The sequence below is a fragment of the Rhodococcus sp. IEGM1339 genome (assembly GCF_050321925.1).
Classification (GTDB): domain Bacteria; phylum Actinomycetota; class Actinomycetes; order Mycobacteriales; family Mycobacteriaceae; genus Rhodococcus; species Rhodococcus pyridinivorans.
The window spans coordinates 33,938-52,239 of record NZ_JBNQFT010000024.1 but is presented as its reverse complement, the minus strand read 5'-3'; the positions used below and the strand labels follow the sequence as shown (position 1 = coordinate 52,239).

The window sequence follows — 18,302 nt, the reverse complement described above, 5'->3', positions numbered from 1 at the left end:
ACGTTGCGAGCCTTCACCCCATGTTGCGTACCTCGGTCAGTTCCCGTTGTTCGGGCCGTGGACGCGGCGGTGCAGTGCTTCCATCCGCAGGTCCAGATTGCGCGCAGTTTCCGCGGCGAGGCGGAGTTCTTCGCGCAGTTCGTCCGGTACCTCGCGGTCGTGCTTGTAGTAGATCTTGTGTTCCAGGCTCGCCCAGAAGTCCATGGCGACCGTGCGGATCTGCAGTTCGACGTAGACGCGCTCGACCCGGTCGGACATGTACACCGGGATCTGGACGATCACGTGCACGCTGCTGTACCCGTTGGGTTTCGGGCGGGCGATGTAGTCCTCGATCTCGACGACCGTCACGTCGAGCTGGCTCGTGATCATGTCGATGATTCGGTAGACGTCCGACGTGAAGCTGCACGTGATGCGGATGCCTGCGATATCGCGGACGGCCTCGCGGATGCCGTCGAGCGAGGCGGGCGCACCCTTCCGTTCCGCCTTGGCGAGGATCGACTCGGGGCTCTTCAACCGCGACTTCACGTGCTCGATCGGGTTGTACTCGCGGGCGTAGGTGAACTCCTCGCGCAGGATGTTGATCTTCGTCATCATCTCGTCGATGCCGAACTTGTACACCATGAGTGCGCGTCGCAGATCTTGCGCGAGATGCTCCACTGCCACCAGGGCTGCCGGCACCTCGTCCGGTGCCGGCAGCCCTGGTTCGGGTTCGCCCACCGTCGTCTTCACTCGATTCCTCCTCGATCACTTCCGGGATCGAGTCTGCCAGTCCGACCACGACAGGCGGTTCTGACCGCTCTGACCTGCAGTGATGCGAGACGGTCCACTCGAGCAGGACTCCCGCCGATCGTCGATCGAGGCATCCGGACGCCTCGAAGCCCAGTGCTTGCCCCAACCGAGTTCAGCGCTTACCCCGACCGAGTCGGTCGAGCACGACCGCCCGCAGCGAACGCGCTTCGATGCCGGCCTCGCGGCGGGCGCGTCCTCGGGTCACGAGCACCCCGATAAGCGCGATCACCCAGATCGGATACTGCGCGAACCACGCGACGCGGAAGGCGTCGAAGGTGTAGCCGCCGAGCCGGTCGAGCACGATGCCCATCGTCTGCACGACCAGCAGTGTCGCGAGGAAGCCACCGATGTTGACGATGCCGTTGGCCGTGCCGAGCGCGGTCCCGGGATTGAAGGTGCGGGCGTAGTCGAAGCCGATCATCGATCCCGGCCCGCCCACCGAGATGACGACGACGAGCACCACGAGCAGCCACAGCGGTGCGGGTCCGGGCAGGGCGAGCACCGCCGACCACGTCACTGCGCTGGCGAGGATGATCATGAGCACGAGCCACGAGCGTCTGGTCGGGAAGCGTCCCGACAGCACGCCGAGGATGGGTCCGGCGGAGATGGCGGTGACCACCGAGACGGTCAGCATCGAGCCGGCCGCCGCGGGTGACAGGCCCTGAGCGGAGACCAGATACGGCACGCCCCACATGAGCGCGAAGGTCGTCACCGAGAACTGCGTGCCCATGTGGGTGAAGAAGCCGAGTTTGGTGCCGGGGCGCCGCCACACCGTGCCGAGCCCGCCGATCACCTCCCGCAGCCCTGACGCGGTGGCTTCGCGCGTCTCACCGGGCGGGGTGTCGCGCACGACCGCGAACACCAGCACGCACGCGAGCAGGCCGAGCGCCGCGGCACTGCCGTAGGCGGCCGTCCATCCGGTGCCGGTGAGCAGCAGGACGAACGGCACCGCCGACAGCACCTGGCCGAGCTGGCCGAAGATGCCCGTCAGCTGCGAAACGACAGGCACGCGGCGCGGCGCGAACCACACCGGCACGAGCCGCAGCACCGAGATGAACGTCAGGGCGTCACCGACACCGACCAGCACTCGGGCCAGATACGCGACCGGCAGCGACTCGGTGAGGGCGAGGATCGCCTGACCGACGGCGAGGATCACGGCGCCGGTCGCGATCATCCGCCGCGAACCGAACCTGTCGAGGAGCACACCGGCCGGGATCTGCATCCCCGCGTAGACGATGAGTTGGAGGACGACGAAGCCGGACAGCACCGACGGTGAGATATCGAAGCGTTCGGTGGCGGCGAGTCCGGAGACACCGAACGCCGTCCGGTGGAGGACGGCGACGATGTAGGCGAAGACTCCGATACCCCAGACCAGCCATGCCCTCATGTCACAAGGACGATACGCGTCGGTCTGTTAACGGTGCTGATTACTCACGTCCGAGCGACACCCACATCGGGTCGGCCGCACGCGGACCGGCGACCTTGTCGGCGAGACGATCCAGCCGTGCAACCTGCTCGTCGGTGAGCGTCACGTCGAGCGCTCCGGCGTTCTCGGTGACGCGATTCGCGTAGCGGGTGCCGGGGATCGACACCGACGGCAACCCGAACTCGCGCCCCTTCGCATCCAGCCATGCCAGGGCGATCTGCGCGATGGTCGCGTCCGCCTCCTTCGCAACCGCCCGCACCTCTTCACGGACCGCGAGGTTGGTCGGCAGGGCGTCGGCGTCGAAGCGCGGGAAGCGCTTGCGCAGGTCGTTCTCGGCGACCTGTCCGGGATCGAAGGCGTCGGTGAGCAGCCCCCGGCTCACCGGCGAGTACGGCACGAAGCCGATGCCGAGTTCGGCGGCGGTGGGCACCACGTGCCGTTCGACGTCGCGCGAGACGATGCTCCACTCCGACTGGATCACCGCGATCGGGTGGACGGCGTGCGCGCGGCGCAGTTCGTCGCCCGTGGCCTCCGACAGTCCGATGTGCTGCACCTTGCCGGCCTGCACGAGTTCGGCGAGGGCACCGACCGTATCCTCGACCGGCACGTCAGGATCCACGCGGTGCAGGTAGTACAGGTCGACGCCGAGACGCCCGAGCGACTCGTCGATGGCCTGCTTCGCGTATTCGGGACGGCCGTTGATGCGACGGTTGGCGGTGCCCGTGCCGCCGACCGCGCCGACGAGACCGAACTTCGTCGCCAGCTGGACCTCGTCCCGCCGGTCGGCGAGCAGCGTGCCGACCACCTTCTCGCTGGTGCCGTCGCCGTAGACGTCGGCGGTGTCGATGAAGGTGATGCCCAGATCCACGGCGTGGTGCAGGGTCGCGAGCGCCTCGTCGAGATTCACCTCGCCGTATGCGGGGGCGACGGACATCGCGCCGTAACCCTGGGCGCTGACGACGAGACCGGGCGCGAGCTGGACGGTGGGGACAGGCATGTACTTCTCCTCGACGACGACACGGTGCGACTCCCGATCGTCCCGCATCCCGCGCATGATCGCAGGAGTTGAAATCGCCGTGATCCGAGCAGCCTGCGCCCTAGGCTGAGATCCATGGTGACCGACTGGCTTTCCCTGCAACGAACCGCGCGTCGCGAGTTCGACGACCGTGTCGCGCAGATCCGCGACTGGCACGCACCCACCCCGGACACCGAGTGGGACGTCACCGACCTGGTGTGGCACATGGTCGACGAGCAGCGCTGGATCCAGCCGCTGCTCTCCGGCCGTTCCCTCGACGACGCGAAGGCCGTACTCGAACCGATCGGGGACGATCTCGCCGCCGAATGGGCACGCTTCGCCGAGCAGGCGACCGCCGCGTGGGCGATGGCGTCACCGTCCCAGGAGGTCCACCTGTCCTACGGCACCGTCCCGTGCCTCGACTACATGAAACAGCAGGTCGCGGACATCACCGTGCACACCTGGGATCTCGCCCGGGCCATCGGTGCCGACGAAACGCTCGACGCCGACCTCGTCGAGGCCGTGCTCGCCGACATCGAACCGCAGAAGGACATGCTCGCCTCGAGCGGTCTGTTCGCCGATCCCGTCCCGGTCCCCGACGATGCGTCCCCGCAGTACCGGCTCATCGCCCTCACCGGCCGCGACCCCAGGAAGGCGTCATGACGGACCGACCCGATATCAAGCCCCGTAGCCGCGACGTCACCGACGGCATGGAGAAGGCCGCCTCGCGCGGCATGCTCCGTGCGGTGGGGATGGGAGACGAGGACTGGGGCAAGCCGCAGATCGGTGTGGCGTCGTCGTGGAACGAGATCACCCCCTGCAACCTCCCGCTCGAACGCCTCGCGCGATCGGTGAAGGAGGGCGTGCACGCCGCGGGCGGTTACCCGCTCGAATTCGGCACCATCTCCGTGTCCGACGGGATCTCGATGGGGCATGAGGGTATGCACTTCTCCCTGGTCTCCCGTGAGGTCATCGCCGACAGCGTCGAGACGGTGATGCAGGCCGAGCGACTCGACGGCTCGGTGCTGCTCGCGGGATGCGACAAGTCCCTGCCCGGCATGCTCATGGCTGCCGCCCGCCTCGATCTCGCCGCCGTCTTCCTGTACGCCGGGTCGATCCTGCCGGGCATCGCGAAACTGTCCGACGGCACCGAACGCGACGTGACGATCATCGATGCCTTCGAAGCGGTCGGGGCGTGTGCGCGGGGCCTGATGTCCGAGACCGACCTCGACGCGATCGAGCGTGCCATCTGCCCCGGCGAGGGTGCGTGCGGCGGCATGTACACCGCGAACACGATGGCCGCCTCGGCCGAAGCGCTCGGCATGTCGCTGCCGGGAAGCGCGTCGCCGCCCGCCACGGATCGTCGCCGCGACGGTTTCGCCCGGCGCAGCGGACAGGCGGTGGTCGAGTTGTTGCGTCGCGGAATCACGGCCTCCGACATCCTCACCAAGGAGGCGTTCGAGAACGCCATCGCGGTGGTCATGGCCTTCGGGGGATCCACGAACGCCGTGCTCCACCTGCTCGCGATCGCGCACGAGGCGCAGGTGGATCTGAGCCTCGACGACTTCGTCCGCGTGGGTGCGCGGGTGCCGCATCTCGCCGACGTCAAACCGTTCGGCCGGCACGTGATGAAGGACGTCGACCACATCGGCGGCGTCCCGGTCATCATGAAGGCGCTGCTCGACGCGGGTCTGCTGCACGGTGACTGCCTCACCGTCACCGGGAACACCGTGGCCGAGAACCTCGCCGGCATCAGGCCACCCGACCCGGACGGCAAGGTGCTGCGTGCCCTGAGCGACCCCATCCACCCCACGGGGGGCATCACGATCCTGCGGGGCAGTCTCGCTCCCGGCGGAGCGGTGGTGAAGTCCGCAGGCTTCGACGAGTCGGTCTTCGAGGGAACGGCGCGGGTCTTCGAACGCGAACGCGCCGCGATGGACGCGCTCGAGGACGGCACCATCACCGCAGGCGACGTGGTGGTCATCCGGTACGAGGGTCCCAAGGGCGGCCCGGGCATGCGCGAGATGCTCGCGATCACCGGTGCGATCAAGGGTGCCGGGCTCGGCAAGGACGTCCTGCTGCTCACCGACGGACGATTCTCCGGTGGTACCACCGGGTTGTGCGTCGGGCACGTCGCCCCGGAGGCCGTCGACGGCGGCCCCATCGCCTTCGTCCGCGACGGCGACCGGATCCGTCTCGACGTCTCGAACGGCCTGCTCGACGTGCTGGTCGACGAGAAGGAAATGGAAACGCGGCGACAGTGCTGGGAGCCACTGCCGCCGCGCTACACCCGGGGTGTACTGGCGAAGTACACGAAGCTGGTCGGTTCCGCATCGAACGGTGCGGTGTGCGGATGAGGGTCGGGTGAACCCTCCCGCTCCGGGGGTGCTGCTAGATCGGACGGAAACCTGCGCCCGGCCCGCCCCGACCGTTGATGTCGGCCATGATCACGTCGATGTTCGTTCCGACCTCGGGGCCGGCGCATGGCGCGAGCAGGTAGGCGTTGACCATCGCGACGAGCGTCGTGCCCACCACGAGCGGTGCGCCCGAGTCGCCTTCGATGACGCACACCTGCGTCCAGGTCTCCTGCGAGCCGAACACGTCGCCCCAGACGATGCCGCAGGTGTTGCCCGTGGTGCGGCCTTCCTTGCAAGCGATGTTCGGGAAGCCCGCGGGGGCACCGAGGCCGGTGATCGTCACGTTGCCGACGCGGTTGACCGGAACGACCTTGCTCCGGTCGAACTCGATCACGGCGTAGTCGAGCCGTTCGTTGGTCGACACGATGCGGCCCACCGAGCCGGCAGCGAGGTCGTATTCGGCTTTCACCGTCATGCCGGGAGAGCCGCAGTGCGCGGCAGTGAGACCCACGAGGCGTCCGGCGGCGTCGTTGCCGATCGTGGTGAGCGTGCAGTCGAAGATGTCCTGCCCGTTGTCTCCGAGAGTGATGCCCGAACCGCCACCGAGGGTGACCGGAGGAGCCGCGACGGCCACCCCGGAACCCGCGCCGACCAGCGCGACCGCGCTCGCGATTGCAACAACCAGTTTTCTGAACATGGAGGCCCTCCTGCGCTGCGCCGTCCGGCAGCCGTCGGGCTGAGCGTACTAGAGGTTTCCGCCGGATTTCCGGGTTGCGCCCAAGCTTTCCAGAGCTTGACGGGCCTCCTCGAGCTCGCGGCTGAGCTGCGCGACCCGCTCCTCGGCCGCGCGACGCGCCTCCTCGATCACCGACTGGACGGCCTCGGTGGCCGTGGGATCGCCGAGTTCCTTCACCGCACGTTCGACGGCGTCGGGTGCGACCGTTGCGGGCTTACCGACCTTGCGGGTGCCGTGCGCGACCCCCACCGTCCACTCGTTCTCCGGGTCGATCGTGACGGTGATCGTGATCGACGGCGCCTTCTTCGCTTTGCGGGCCGGGGCCTTCGGCTTCGCCGGTGCAGGCGGCCGGGAGGCGGGAGTGTCGGACGAAGCGGGGGTCGTCTGGGTCACGGGCTTCTTCTCCTGGGCGCGGGGAACCGCAGCGACTGCTGGGCTCTCGGATTTCTGGGGGGCAGGCTTCTGTGCAGCAGGCCTGGATGCGGTAGCCCGTGGGGTCGCGGGTTGCACAGGTGGCACCTTCGCGGGAGCTGCCTTCGCCGGAGCGGGCTTCGCACCACCGGACGTGCGCGCGGTCTTCGTCGGTGCGCGCTTCGTTCCGGCCGGCTCGCGGGTGGCGCGCAATTCGTCGGTCTCGAACGGCAACTCGTCGTCGACGCCCTTCGGCCGCACCATCACGGTGCTGCCGCTGATCGATACCACCCGCGCCGACGTCCCCGGGTCGATGCCGAGACTCGGAATGCCCTCGACGAGGTAGACGGTCGCGCGGCGCCCCTCGGCGAGAGCGGCACCGAGCTCTCCGAGTTGTTCCTCCGTCAGGTGGTCCGCGCGTCTGCGGGGCGACATGCGACGTCCTTTCTCGGTTCGCCGAAGGGTCGGCAGGGCTTCGATGTCGGTCACTGTCGCACATCCGTACGACACGCCTGTACACCTGTTCGATACGACCTGCCGCGCGCATGGGTCCGGGGCACGGTAAGGATGGAGGAGTGACCCCGTCCGATCCGGCACCTGCCTCAGGAACCGACGTGCTGTCCGTGATCCAGTCACAGCTGGAGAACGCGCTGCTCGGTGGTCCTCTTCGTTACACCCTGAACGAGGTGGCCGAGTTGTGCGGGCTCGCACCTGCGCGGGTGCGCCGGCTGTGGCAGGCACTCGGTCTGACCGTCGATCCCGATCCCGACGTCGTGATGTTCACCGACGGCGACGTCGAGGCCCTGCGTGCGACGGCGGCCATCATCGCGAGCGGCGCGATCGACGAAAGCCTCGAGGTGCCCGCGGCCCGGTCGATCGGACAGTCGATGTCGCGGCTGACCGAGTGGCAACTGAATCTGCTCAACACCCACGTCTTCACCCAGTTGGCCTCCGCCTACGCGAAAACGGAGACTCCCCCGCAGGAAGAGGAGATCCGCGCGCTGATCGACCACATCGTCGATCGCACGACCGAGCTCACGCTGAGCCTCCAGAGCCACATGTGGCGTCGGCACCTGGTGGCCACGACCGCCCGGGCCGCCGCGCGCCCGCAGGATTCCGGGGAGCTCCACGAGTTGGTCGTCGGTTTCGCCGACATGGTCGGCTACACACGGTTGACCCGGCAGATCGATGCGGCCGCGCTGAGCGAGCTGCTCGACTACTTCGAATCGGAGGTCTCCGACGTCATCGCCCGGCACAACGGCTGGGTGATCAAAACCGTCGGCGACGAGGTGATGTTCGCGGCCGAACGTCCGGTCGACGCCGCACGGATCGCCCTCGAACTGCAGGATTCGTTCAGGTCCCAGAAGGACTATCCGGACCTGCGGATCGGACTGGCGTGGGGCCAGGCGTTGCCGCGCTTCGGCGACCTGTTCGGTTCGGTCGTCAACATCGCGGCCCGTCTCACCGGCGCGGCGCGGCCGGGCACGATCCTCGTCGACGAGAACCTCGCCGACGCCCTCTCCGACTGCGAGGAGTTCCGCTTCCAGACGGTGCGCACGCTGCGGCTGCGGGACTTCCAGCATTCGCGGCTGTACGTCCTGCGTCGTCCGCGCGAGGAGAAGAAGGCGGCGGTGGGCGTGGAGGGTCTGCACGACGAGGACATGGGTCTGTGACCGGCAGGCTGACAACAGTCGAAGTACAACCCCCGTGCGGCGGTCGACGACGCGACCCGCGAGATCGGTGCGGCGATCGGTGTTGCGATCACGGGCAGCGTCCTGGCCGCAGCCTACGGGCACGGCATCGATCCGGTGGCGCCGATGATCCCCGAGCCGGCCCTTGCCGCCGTGCAGGATTCGCTCGCCGCCGCGATACAGGTCGCCGAGCATGCGGGTCCGCAGGGCGAGCAACTCGCCGAACTCGCACAGAACGCCTTCCTCGACGGCTTGCAACAGGCATCGTGGGCAGTCGCCGCGATCTTGCTGGTCGGAGCGTTGATCTCCGCCTTCTGGCCACCCCGGCGCCCGTAACCCTCTTCTCTCTTTTCTTTCTCGATGCCCGCGACGCAGGTCGCGGGCATTGTGCTGTGCGCGTGATCACGCTAACCTGGATAACAGTTACTAGTCGTCACACTAAAAAGGTGGAGGCATGACCGCATCGCTCACCCGCGAGACCAGCAAGGGCTTCATCCCCGGCGTCGCACTGTCCGATCGCGAAGAAACCGCCGGACGACTGCTCGCCTCGTCCGCACGTAAGTCGTACGACCCGGTCGTCGAGGTGGACTGGGAAGCCCCCGTCCCCGACGACAAGTTCGGAATGACCCCCGAATGGAGCACGCTCTACGGCACCGCACTGTGGGACGAGCTCACCGACGAACAGCGCATCGAGCTGACCAAGCATGAGGCCGCGAGCGTTTCGAGCGTCGGCTTGTGGTTCGAGATCCTGCTCATGCAGATGCTCCTGCGCGACGTCTACGACCGCGACAAGCATTCGCGTCACGTCCAGTTCGCCCTCACCGAGGTCGCCGACGAGTGCCGCCACTCGGTGATGTTCGCGCGCGCCGGCGAACGGCTGAACATGCCGGGCTACGGTCCGGCCCGCTACATCCACCAGCTCGGTCGCCTGTGGGGCCATTTCTTCAAGGGCGCCAACGCCTATGCATCGGTCATGGCTGCCGAGGAGATCCTCGACATGATGCAGCGCGACTTCATGCGCGACGAGCGGGTGCAGCCCGTCACCCGCGCGGTGTCGAAGATCCACGTCCTCGAGGAAGCGCGCCACATCCGCTTCGCCCGCGAGGAGGTCGCACGCCGACTCGCCGGTGCGAGCCGCACGCGACTCGCGTTCGAGCGGTTCAACACCGCGCTCGTGGTGTTCTTCGTCGTCAAGAGCATGATCCACCCCGACGTTTACACCAATGCGGGCCTCGATCGCGAGCGCGCTCTGCAAGAGGCGAAGGGCAACAAGCACTATCACGATCGCGTGCGCAAGTCCGGCGCGAAGCTGATGACCTTCCTCGACAACGTCGGCCTCATCGGCGGACCGTCGAAGATCCTCTACAAGAAGGTCCACCTGCTCTGATACGGCCTACGGCCATACAACGAACTGTGCGCAGTTCTCGTCGATCTCCTCGAGGGATTTCCGACGAGAACTGCGCACAGTCCTTCGTGGCGAAAACCGAAAGGCGTCAGCCCACCTTCTCGGTGGCCCGCAGGCTGTCGTCGCGCTCCTGCTCCGGGAACAGCGTGCGCGTGATCTTTCGAGCGGTATCGGCGACGATCGGCGCCACCCACTCCAGGCGAGTCGAACGCGCGTCCGCTGCCAGCGACAGGGCGGCGACCGGGCCGTCGACGCCGCGGAGCGCGACGCCCACGCATCCGATGCCCCGCGCAGCTTCCTCACGTTCGAACGCGACGCCACGACGCTTGCGAATGCGGTTGAGCTCCTGGTGCAGTGCGACGTGATCGCGGATGGTGCGCTCGGTGCACGGCACGAGAGTCTTGCCGTACAGCGCGTCGATGCGTTCGGGCTCGAGCCACGCGAGGATGGACTTGCCGGCCGCGGTGGCGTAGGCGGGGAACCGACCGCCCACCCGTGACGGCACGCTCGACGCGAACTGTCCACCAACCTTGTCGAGGTAGAGCACCTCGTTGCCCTCGAGGACCGTCAAGTGGACGACGGCGCCGGTCTGCATCGCCAGGTCGTGGAGATGCGGCGCAGCGGCCTCCCGGATGCGGCGGTGGCCCGTGTCGCTGCCACCGAGACCGAGGGCACGCGGGCCGAGGCAGTAGCCGAAGGATGCGTGCTCGATCCAGTCGCGACGCACGAGGTGATCGAGGATGCGGTGCACCGTCGAACGGGGCAACCCGGAGCGACAGGTGACCTCTTCGAGAGTGAGTGCGCCGCGGCTGTCGAAGGCCTCCAGGATGAGGGTCATCCGATCGACCATCGATGGTGGAAGTTCTCGTTTCGACGAGGTTCCGACGGGCTCGAGCGCGGAGTCGACGGCGGTCAACTGCACCTCCATAAGTCCTGGCCACGACCCTGCGCGCCTCATGAAACTGGAATCTGTTCCAGAACGTTAGCAGTAACAGAGGTCACACCGGAAGGGGTACACACAGACTGTAGGTACTCCGGAGTCAGTTTCCTGGCGAGAGCGAATTCCTATGAGTCTGGTCGGAATCGTGCGGACAGGATATTGTCGGGACCGTGAGCAAGACGTACGAGCGGGCGAGCCGGTCGCCGCACCGTCGTGCCCAACTCTCGTGTACCCGCGGGTGCCTGGCCCGCTGACCGCCGCACCCGTTCCTACCCCCTCCACACCGCCGTACGGTGATGTCGTGTAGCGGGCCCGAAGGTCAGCATGTCGACGATCAGAACACATCCCGAATCCGGAGCAGAGCCATGAGCGACACCACCCCTGAAGCAACCGATCCCAGCGCGAACTGGAGCTTCGAGACCAAGCAGATCCACGTGGGACAGCCCGCCGGCGGCGACACGAAGGCCCGGGCCCTGCCCATCTACCAGACCACCAGCTACACCTTCGACAACACCGATCACGCCGCGGCGCTGTTCGGTCTCGCCGAACCGGGCAACATCTACACCCGCATCATGAACCCGACGCAGGACGCGGTCGAGCAGCGCATCGCTGCCCTCGAAGGTGGCGTCGCCGCCCTCCTCCTCGCGTCCGGACAGGCCGCCGAGACCTTCGCGATCCTCAACCTGGCGCAGGCCGGCGATCACATCGTGTCGAGCCCGTATCTCTACGGCGGCACGTACAACCTGTTCCACTACACGCTGCCCAAGCTCGGCATCGAGGTCACCTTCGTCCAGGATCCCGACAACCTCGACCAGTGGCGCGAGGCCGTCCGCGACAACACCCGCGCATTCTTCGGCGAGACGATCGCCAACCCGAAGAACCACATCCTCGACCTGCCCGGCATCTCGGGTGTCGCCCACGAGAACGGGCTACCGCTGATCGTCGACAACACGGTCGCGACCCCCTACCTGCTCCGCCCGCTCGAGCACGGTGCCGACATCGTCGTGCACTCGGCCACCAAGTACCTCGGCGGCCACGGCACGGCCATCGCCGGTGTCATCGTCGACGGCGGCACGTTCGACTGGACGCAGGGCCGCCACGTCGGTTTCACGACCCCCGACCCGAGCTACCACGGTGTCGTCTTCGCCGACCTCGGCGCTCCGGCCTACGCACTCAAGGCGCGCGTGCAACTGCTGCGCGACATGGGCGCGGCGGTCTCCCCGTTCAACGCCTTCCTCATCTCGCAGGGCATCGAGACGCTGAGTCTGCGCATCGAGCGGCACGTGGAGAACGCACAGAAGGTCGCCGAGTTCCTCGAGGGACGCCCGGAGGTCACCTCCGTCGCCTACGCCGGCCTGAAGTCCTCGCCATGGTACGACCGCGCCCAGCAGCTCACCCCGCGCGGCGCCGGTGCGATCGTGGTGTTCGAGCTCTCCGGCGGCATCGACGCCGGCAAGCGCTTCGTCAACGCGCTGACCCTGCACAGCCACGTCGCGAACATCGGCGACGTCCGTTCGCTGGTCATCCACCCCGCGTCGACCACCCACTCGCAGCTCACCGGCGAGGAGCAGATCGCCGCGGGTGTCACCCCGGGTCTCGTGCGACTCGCCGTGGGCATCGAGAACATCGACGACATCCTTGCCGACATCACCACCGGTCTCGAGGCTGCCGGCAGCTGATTCCGGCACATCGACAACGGCGACGGCCCATCCCTCGGGGTGGGCCGTCGCCGCGTTCGGCGTATGTGCGCTCAGTCGTTGCGTGCGAGCGCCTGCGCGATCCGCTCGGCCTGCGTGCTGCTCTCGAGTAACTGCCTGACCAGCCACAGACGCAGGACACGAGTGACCGCGGCGGCGAGATGGACCGCCACACCGATCAGAGTGACAGCCACGAAGCCGAGAGCGAGCAACTGGTAGGACAGCAGGTCACGGGTATCGGAGAGGGTCAGCGACGCAATGTAGACGACGAAGATCGCGATGGCGCCGATCACCATCAGGGCCAGGCCGACGATGCGGGCCTTTCCTCCCGAATCCGGACGGGGAGCGTCGAGACCCAGCGCTGCAACGTCCTTCTTGAACTGTTCACGTCGCTCGTCGGCGAGTGCGGTCATGGTCATCCTCCTAGATAGGTGGTGGAAAGTTCTTCTTCGATCTCCGCCGGATCGCCCGTGCGCACCACCCGGCCCTGCAACATCAGCGCGGCACTGGTGGCGATCGGGAGCACCGCTCGCGCGAACTGTTCGGCTACGAGAATCGACACCCCCTCGGCGGCGAGTTCGCCGACGATGTCGTAGATCCGGGAGACGATGCGCGGTGCCAGACCCATCGACAGTTCGTCGAGCAACAGCACCGTGGGATGGGTACCGAGCGCCCGCGACAGCGCAAGCATCTGCTGTTCGCCGCCGGACATCGAACCGGCCAGCTGTGATCGGCGCTCACCGAGAACGGGGAATCGCGTGTACGCCACCTCTTCGAGGTCTGCGAGAGGAACACCGGTGCCGGTTCCGATCCACAGGTTCTCGCGGACGGTGAGGTTGGGGAAGATGCCGCGTCCCTCGGGAATCGAGCACACCCCCAGACGTGCGAATTCCGCTGCGGACACACCGTTGACGACGCGGCCGGCCAGCCGGAACTCACCCGACGAGACCGGATGGATACGCGAGCACACGCGCAGGGTCGTCGTCTTACCTCCGCCGTTGGGCCCGAGCAGGGCGACCACCGCGCCCGGTTCGAGTATGAGATCCACGCTGTGCAGCACCTCGATCGCACCGTATCCGGCCCGGACACCCGACAGTTCGAGCAACGGTTCGACGCTCATACCGCTTCCTCCTCGGTGCCGATGTAGGCGTTGATCACTGCCGGATCGTTCTTGATCTCGTCCGGGACGCCACTGGCCAGCACCGCGCCGTAGTCGAGCACGTGAATCCGGGAGCAGATCTTCATCACGAGCGGAATGTCGTGCTCGACGAGGCAGATCGCGAGACCCGAATCGGCCAGATCGCGGAGCAGGGCGGCGAACGCCTCCGTTTCCTGTTCCGTCTGCCCGGAGGCGGGTTCGTCGAGCAGCAGCACCCGCGGCGAGGTCATCAACGCGCGGGCGACCTCCACGACGCGGGCGAGGCCGGTGGGTACGTCCGAGACGTCGGTGCTCGCGATATCGGCCAGGCCGGTCAGCTCGAGGAGCCGGTCGACTTCCTCGTCCAGATCGATCTTGTTGCGTCCGTTGGCATTGTGGATGTCCCCGGCCACTCGGAGGTTGTCGCGCACGGACAGCGACACGAACAACTCGAGACGCTGGAACGTGCGGGCCATACCCATGCGGGACCGCTTGTAGGGCGGTAGCGACGTGATGTCACGACCATCGAGGAAGACCTTGCCTACCGTCGGCCGTTGCAGGCCGGTGATCGGGTTGAACAGGGTCGTCTTCCCGGCCCCGTTGGGTCCGATCGGGCCCGTCACCGTTCCCGGTTCGATGCCGAGGCTCACGTCCTTGACCGCGACGTGTCCGCCGAATCGGACTGTGATTCCGCGTGTTTCCAGAATGGGTGTCTCAGCCATGAGGAATCAGTTCCTTCTCCGACCCGGTGGCACGTGCGGCCAGAAGTTCGTCGATGCCGAGTTCACGGTCGATCTCGTCCCGTGCCTGCTCGTTGTAGGGCTCGTCGATTCCGATCCGTTCGGGAACCAGCGGCGCGCGACGTTGCGCTTCCTCTGCGCCGAGCACAGCTTCGGGCATCAGCCACTGTCCCACGACCGGAAGCATGAACACCGTCGCGATGGTGATCGACGCGAACCACCAGTTGTCGAGCGCGCCGACGAGCGCGAGCAGGTAGGACACGAGCACCACCGCGGCACCCCCGACCAACACGGGCTCCGCGTTCTTCAGGTGACGGTAGCCCTCCACCATCTGGTGGACGCTGCCGCTCGGGTTGGCCGCGACGCCGATACCGATGAGCGCGGGGCTCACTGCGGCGACGTGACCGAGGAAGGTCCACATTCCGGCCAGTTCCGGCTGTCCCGCAGCGAGATCGGAGAACGAAACCATGATGACGGCGAAGCCGATACCCGACATCAGACCACCGAACAGCGCACCGGAGGCGTAACCGATCCCGGCCACGACGGTGAGCATCAGCAGCGACAAGCTCACCATGATCGAGAAGCTTTCGTTCGACACCGAGCCCATCGCACTCGACATGAACAGCCCGCCCAGTCCGGCGATGCCCGCCGACAGGGTGAAGACCCCGAGCTTCAGACGCACCAGGCTCTGGCCGAGCATCGCCGCCGCGGCGGGGCTGTCCTTCATCGCTGCGAGCCGGCGGCCGTAGCCGCTGTTGCGCAGGGCGATGAGGCCCACGCCGAGAACTGCGAAGATCACCGTCACCGTCATGAAGAAGGCCGTCTCGTTCCGCAGGTCGAGTGGGCCGACCTTCAACGGCGGGATCGCGATGTTGCCGTCGGTGAACAGCGAGAACCTGATGCCGAACAGCTCGTGCTGGGTGGTGTCGCGCAGCACCATGTTCGACAGGAACACACCGAACGCCATCGTGGCCAGGGCGAGATAGAGGCCGCGCAACCGCAGGGCCGGAAGCGCAATGAGCCCGCCGATCACGGCCGTGACGGCAACGCCGAGCGCCACGCCCCACAGGTTCAGGTGGGCAGCCAGTCCGCTCCCGGAGATACCGAAGTGGAACGCCACGATCGTCGCGATGGCACCGAAAGATACCGGCGCGAGGTTCATCTCGCCCGCGTATCCGGTCAGCAGGGTCAGCGACAACGCGATGATCGCGAAGGCCATGCCGATCGTGAGGGTCGTGACCGCCGACGTCACCATGAGCAGGCGGATGGCATAGACGATGACGACGAGCGCGACCGCCCAGGCGATCGCCTTGCGCACCGACGGCACGTGGTAGCGCTCCCTGGTACGGGTGACGGCACCGCGCAACCGATCCTGCGGCAGTACGACGAGAACCACGAACAGCGCGATCATCGGCAGGGACACCCGCAGATTCGACGTCCACGTCCACGCGGTCGGGAAGTAGGCGAGCACGTATGTGGCTGCCAGGCCGAGGAACAGCGCACCGGCGAAGGTGCGCGGAATGCTGCGCAGCCGGCCGAACATCGCCGCCGCGAACGCGTCGATGACGAGCAGGGTCAGCATGTTCGCTTCGAGGGTGCCACCGTTGATCGGTGTCACGAGGACACCTGCCAGCACCGCGAGGGTCGAACCCATCATCCAGGACAGCGCGGCGAGCCGGTCGGGGTCGTGCCCGTTCAGGCGCAGCAGATCGGGATCATCGACCACACCTCGCATCGCCACTCCGACGCGGGTGCGCACGAACATGATTCGCAGTCCCACGGCGATGAGCACCGCGGCGGCGAGACAGATCAATTCGTGGTAGCGAATGGTGACGCCGAAGAGGTCGATCCTTGCCTGGTCGCCGAAGAACATCGTCATGGTGCGTGCGGTCTCCGGATGCCGGAACCAGTGCGACACCGAGACCATGCCGAGCAGGATCGACACGGTGACGACGATTTTGGTGACCTCGGCGGTGTCACGCATGCCGCGCATGATCACGACGTAGAGCAACAGGCCCGTCATCGGGCCGAGGACGCCGAGGACGCCGAGGACGAGAAGCAACGCGACGGGTGTGGGCAGCCCCCAGCCGTAGCGCAGTTGCCAGTAGGCGAACGCACCGAGCATCGCCTGTGCGCCGTGCGCGAAGTTGAAGATGCCGGACGTGTTGTAGGTGAGAACGAGGCCCGATGCAGCGATCGCGTAAACCGATCCGAGCACCAACCCCACGATCGTGAAGGTCAGAAAGGTGTCCATACGAGTACCTCTGGTCGGGGTTCCGGCGAGTGCGTGTCAGGCCTCGCCGGCACCGGGCGCTCGGATCAGACGGTCGGTCTGATGATGTTCGGGTTCAGGTATTTCGTCGCGACGCGGTCGGGTCCGAGTTCGGTGCCCCACGTGCTCGGATCGGTTGCGACGCGGTAGCGGTCGTCGCACTTGAAGGTGCCGGCCTCCGTGGGGAACGCCTGGGTGTATTGGGCGCCGGTGAGCCTCACGACGAGCCCGCAGGTTGCCGGCATGTTGTTCCCGGGATCGGTGACGGCGTGCAGCCCGCCTCCGTCCCACTCGTCGATTCGGGACAGTTCGTCGATGACGCACTGACGGGACAGGTCCGATCCGCAGGCGTCCGCAGCGGTCGCCCACAACAGGAACGAAGAGGTGGCCTGCATGCCGAGCAGCGCGGTCTTGCCGTCCTGCTCGGTGACCAGCTCGACGTACTTCTTCACGGCCGGTACGGCATCAGCGTTCTCGATCATCTGGAAGGTCATGCCGGCGTGGAGGTTGTCGAGCAGACCGCTCTCCCCGTTCCACGCCTGGTCGGCGTTGCCGTACCAGGTGGCCTCACCGAGCAGGATCGGGTCGATGCCGGCCTGGTCGAGTGCCTTCACGAAGTTGAACTCGGCCGGCACCGGAGAACGGGACGTCCACAGGCCCTTGACGCCGCACTGCTTGAACTTCTCGGCGAAGGGCGCGTAACTCGACTCGCCCTCGTAGTTGAGCGTGACACCGCAGTTCTTCAGCGTGAAGCCGGCGGCCTCGGCGATGGACCGGATCTTGGTGCTCGCCGAGATGATCGTGGGCATCGTGCTGTCGATGACGTCGAACCCGCCGACCAGGTCCGGGTACATCTCGGCGATCTGGAACCACTGCGAGCCGTTCGCGTAGTCGACCGGGAACGGGACGCCCTGGTAGGTCATCGGGCCGTTGGCCGCGTCGGGGGACACGGTGAAGGCGGGGACAGCGGCGAGATTGCACGCGACCCGAGTCTGCTCGGACGTCTGGTCCATGGCGAAGCCGTGACCGACCATCATGAACTCGCTCGCACACGCGTTCTGCATCACGGCGTTGGCCTGCGTCATCGCAGCGTCGTAGTGGGTACCGACGATCGTGCGACCGTTGATGCCACCCTGGGCATTGCACCAGTCGATCATCGCGGAGACGGCGTCACCGATCTCCTTGTTGAGTCCGGGACTTTTCGAGTAGCTCCGGTCGTCGCCGTATCCGATGCGGATCTCGGTATCCTACACTCCCTGGTCGGTGCTTCCTGCCGCATCCCCCGGCCCGCACGGAGACACGAGGGTTCCGAACGATTCCTCGGCCGTGGGGGCCGCCGGAGCGAGGGCGCCCGCCGACGGGTCGGCGCCGCGGTCCGACGCACAAGCGGACGTCGCCACTACGACGGCGAACAGACCCGCCATCGATTTCGAGGCAGCGCTGAGTTTCACGACGATGGACTCCTTGGTCTCGGTCTGGGCTGAAGCGCAATTCCGGGGCGCCGGACGGTAGGCCGGGTGTCGCGAAGGTAGCCACCCCACAGAGTGAGACCTGGGCCACTCTCACTCACCGGGACAAATCTGTGACAGTGAACACAGCGCCTAGGGTTCGATGCACTACGTCACCCGACACAGTTCTCCGATCCCCCTGTGTACGCCCTGCTGCGCGACGAAACCGTGCGGGAC

Annotated in this window: 16 protein-coding genes and 1 pseudogene; 6 read left to right on the top strand and 11 right to left on the bottom strand. The window is 66.9% G+C overall.

Annotation, left to right across the window (positions count from 1 at the left end):
• Positions 1-36 precede the first annotated feature (36 nt).
• The 3 genes from ACQR3U_RS19225 to ACQR3U_RS19215 form a co-directional block, all read right to left on the bottom strand.
• Positions 37-729 carry a GTP pyrophosphokinase gene (locus ACQR3U_RS19225; protein WP_230811167.1) on the bottom strand — a complete coding sequence of 231 codons (693 nt, stop codon included), beginning with the start codon at positions 727-729 and terminating at the stop codon, positions 37-39.
• Between the two features lie 172 nt (positions 730-901).
• On the bottom strand, positions 902-2,176 hold the full coding sequence (locus ACQR3U_RS19220) for an MFS transporter (protein WP_230811168.1): 1,275 nt from the start codon (positions 2,174-2,176) through the stop codon (positions 902-904).
• A 40-nt stretch (positions 2,177-2,216) separates the two neighbouring features.
• Positions 2,217-3,212, bottom strand: coding sequence for an aldo/keto reductase (locus ACQR3U_RS19215; protein WP_230811184.1), 996 nt, complete (start codon positions 3,210-3,212; stop codon positions 2,217-2,219).
• A 114-nt stretch (positions 3,213-3,326) separates the two neighbouring features.
• On the opposite strand from ACQR3U_RS19215, the gene ACQR3U_RS19210 reads away from it, so the two are divergent.
• On the top strand, positions 3,327-3,893 hold the full coding sequence (locus ACQR3U_RS19210) for a TIGR03086 family metal-binding protein (RefSeq protein ID WP_230811169.1): 567 nt from the start codon (positions 3,327-3,329) through the stop codon (positions 3,891-3,893).
• Positions 3,890-5,587 (top strand): dihydroxy-acid dehydratase, encoded by a 1,698-nt coding sequence (gene ilvD, locus ACQR3U_RS19205; protein WP_064851672.1) that lies wholly within the window; start codon positions 3,890-3,892, stop codon positions 5,585-5,587. Before ACQR3U_RS19210 ends, ilvD begins: the two co-directional genes overlap by 4 nt.
• 34 nt (positions 5,588-5,621) lie before the next feature.
• On the opposite strand, the gene ACQR3U_RS19200 is transcribed toward ilvD, so the two are convergent.
• Together ACQR3U_RS19200 and ACQR3U_RS19195 are read right to left on the bottom strand one after the other, a co-directional pair.
• Positions 5,622-6,284, bottom strand: coding sequence for a hypothetical protein (locus ACQR3U_RS19200; protein WP_006550994.1), 663 nt, complete (start codon positions 6,282-6,284; stop codon positions 5,622-5,624).
• Positions 6,285-6,332: 48 nt separating this feature from the next.
• A complete protein-coding gene (locus ACQR3U_RS19195; protein WP_219129543.1) occupies positions 6,333-7,169 on the bottom strand; it encodes a DUF6319 family protein in 837 nt (278 codons plus the stop codon).
• Positions 7,170-7,309: 140 nt separating this feature from the next.
• Here ACQR3U_RS19195 and ACQR3U_RS19190 point away from each other — a divergent pair, with 140 nt between their 5' ends.
• From ACQR3U_RS19190 to ACQR3U_RS19180, 3 genes are all read left to right on the top strand, one after another.
• A complete protein-coding gene (locus ACQR3U_RS19190; RefSeq protein WP_006550996.1) occupies positions 7,310-8,407 on the top strand; it encodes an adenylate/guanylate cyclase domain-containing protein in 1,098 nt (365 codons plus the stop codon).
• Positions 8,408-8,551: 144 nt separating this feature from the next.
• On the top strand, positions 8,552-8,761 hold the full coding sequence (locus ACQR3U_RS19185) for a hypothetical protein (protein WP_230811170.1): 210 nt from the start codon (positions 8,552-8,554) through the stop codon (positions 8,759-8,761).
• 118 nt (positions 8,762-8,879) lie between these two features.
• On the top strand, positions 8,880-9,812 hold the full coding sequence (locus ACQR3U_RS19180) for an AurF N-oxygenase family protein (protein WP_019290779.1): 933 nt from the start codon (positions 8,880-8,882) through the stop codon (positions 9,810-9,812).
• A gap of 106 nt (positions 9,813-9,918) precedes the next feature.
• Here the strand turns inward: ACQR3U_RS19180 and ACQR3U_RS19175 are convergent, their stop codons facing one another.
• Positions 9,919-10,758: an IclR family transcriptional regulator gene (locus ACQR3U_RS19175; protein ID WP_006550999.1), complete on the bottom strand. Its 840-nt coding sequence runs from the start codon at positions 10,756-10,758 to the stop codon at positions 9,919-9,921.
• 377 nt (positions 10,759-11,135) lie between these two features.
• Between ACQR3U_RS19175 and ACQR3U_RS19170 the strand changes: the two genes are divergently transcribed.
• Complete coding sequence (locus tag ACQR3U_RS19170; RefSeq protein WP_006551000.1) at positions 11,136-12,449, top strand: bifunctional o-acetylhomoserine/o-acetylserine sulfhydrylase; 1,314 nt, start codon at positions 11,136-11,138, stop codon at positions 12,447-12,449.
• A gap of 71 nt (positions 12,450-12,520) precedes the next feature.
• Here ACQR3U_RS19170 and ACQR3U_RS19165 read toward each other — a convergent pair whose 3' ends face one another.
• The 5 genes and pseudogenes from ACQR3U_RS19165 to ACQR3U_RS19145 form a co-directional block, all read right to left on the bottom strand.
• Complete coding sequence (locus tag ACQR3U_RS19165; RefSeq protein WP_019290778.1) at positions 12,521-12,886, bottom strand: hypothetical protein; 366 nt, start codon at positions 12,884-12,886, stop codon at positions 12,521-12,523.
• A complete protein-coding gene (locus ACQR3U_RS19160) occupies positions 12,883-13,587 on the bottom strand; it encodes an ABC transporter ATP-binding protein (RefSeq protein ID WP_230811171.1) in 705 nt (234 codons plus the stop codon). Before ACQR3U_RS19160 ends, ACQR3U_RS19165 begins: the two co-directional genes overlap by 4 nt.
• Positions 13,584-14,327, bottom strand: coding sequence for an ABC transporter ATP-binding protein (locus tag ACQR3U_RS19155; protein WP_230811172.1), 744 nt, complete (start codon positions 14,325-14,327; stop codon positions 13,584-13,586). The genes ACQR3U_RS19160 and ACQR3U_RS19155 overlap by 4 nt, the downstream gene beginning before the upstream one ends.
• Positions 14,320-16,599, bottom strand: a complete 2,280-nt coding sequence (locus tag ACQR3U_RS19150; RefSeq protein WP_230811173.1) for an ABC transporter permease — start codon at positions 16,597-16,599, stop codon at positions 14,320-14,322. The genes ACQR3U_RS19155 and ACQR3U_RS19150 overlap by 8 nt, the downstream gene beginning before the upstream one ends.
• A gap of 65 nt (positions 16,600-16,664) precedes the next feature.
• Positions 16,665-18,041: pseudogene (locus tag ACQR3U_RS19145) on the bottom strand (ABC transporter substrate-binding protein).
• Between the last annotated feature and the right edge of the window lie 261 nt (positions 18,042-18,302).

Bases quoted from the DNA above. Each gene is read 5' to 3' on its own strand.
- ACQR3U_RS19220 (WP_230811168.1), bottom strand. From the start codon at position 2,176: ATGAGGGCATGGCTGGTCTGGGGTATCGGAGTCTTCGCCTACATCGTC.
- ACQR3U_RS19215 (WP_230811184.1), bottom strand. From the start codon at position 3,212: ATGCCTGTCCCCACCGTCCAGCTCGCGCCCGGTCTCGTCGTCAGCGCC.
- ACQR3U_RS19210 (WP_230811169.1), top strand. From the start codon at position 3,327: ATGGTGACCGACTGGCTTTCCCTGCAACGAACCGCGCGTCGCGAGTTC.
- ilvD (WP_064851672.1), top strand. From the start codon at position 3,890: ATGACGGACCGACCCGATATCAAGCCCCGTAGCCGCGACGTCACCGAC.
- ACQR3U_RS19200 (WP_006550994.1), bottom strand. From the start codon at position 6,284: ATGTTCAGAAAACTGGTTGTTGCAATCGCGAGCGCGGTCGCGCTGGTC.
- ACQR3U_RS19195 (WP_219129543.1), bottom strand. From the start codon at position 7,169: ATGTCGCCCCGCAGACGCGCGGACCACCTGACGGAGGAACAACTCGGA.
- ACQR3U_RS19185 (WP_230811170.1), top strand. From the start codon at position 8,552: ATGATCCCCGAGCCGGCCCTTGCCGCCGTGCAGGATTCGCTCGCCGCC.
- ACQR3U_RS19180 (WP_019290779.1), top strand. From the start codon at position 8,880: ATGACCGCATCGCTCACCCGCGAGACCAGCAAGGGCTTCATCCCCGGC.
- ACQR3U_RS19175 (WP_006550999.1), bottom strand. From the start codon at position 10,758: ATGGAGGTGCAGTTGACCGCCGTCGACTCCGCGCTCGAGCCCGTCGGA.
- ACQR3U_RS19170 (WP_006551000.1), top strand. From the start codon at position 11,136: ATGAGCGACACCACCCCTGAAGCAACCGATCCCAGCGCGAACTGGAGC.
- ACQR3U_RS19165 (WP_019290778.1), bottom strand. From the start codon at position 12,886: ATGACCATGACCGCACTCGCCGACGAGCGACGTGAACAGTTCAAGAAG.
- ACQR3U_RS19160 (WP_230811171.1), bottom strand. From the start codon at position 13,587: ATGAGCGTCGAACCGTTGCTCGAACTGTCGGGTGTCCGGGCCGGATAC.
- ACQR3U_RS19155 (WP_230811172.1), bottom strand. From the start codon at position 14,327: ATGGCTGAGACACCCATTCTGGAAACACGCGGAATCACAGTCCGATTC.
- ACQR3U_RS19150 (WP_230811173.1), bottom strand. From the start codon at position 16,599: ATGGACACCTTTCTGACCTTCACGATCGTGGGGTTGGTGCTCGGATCG.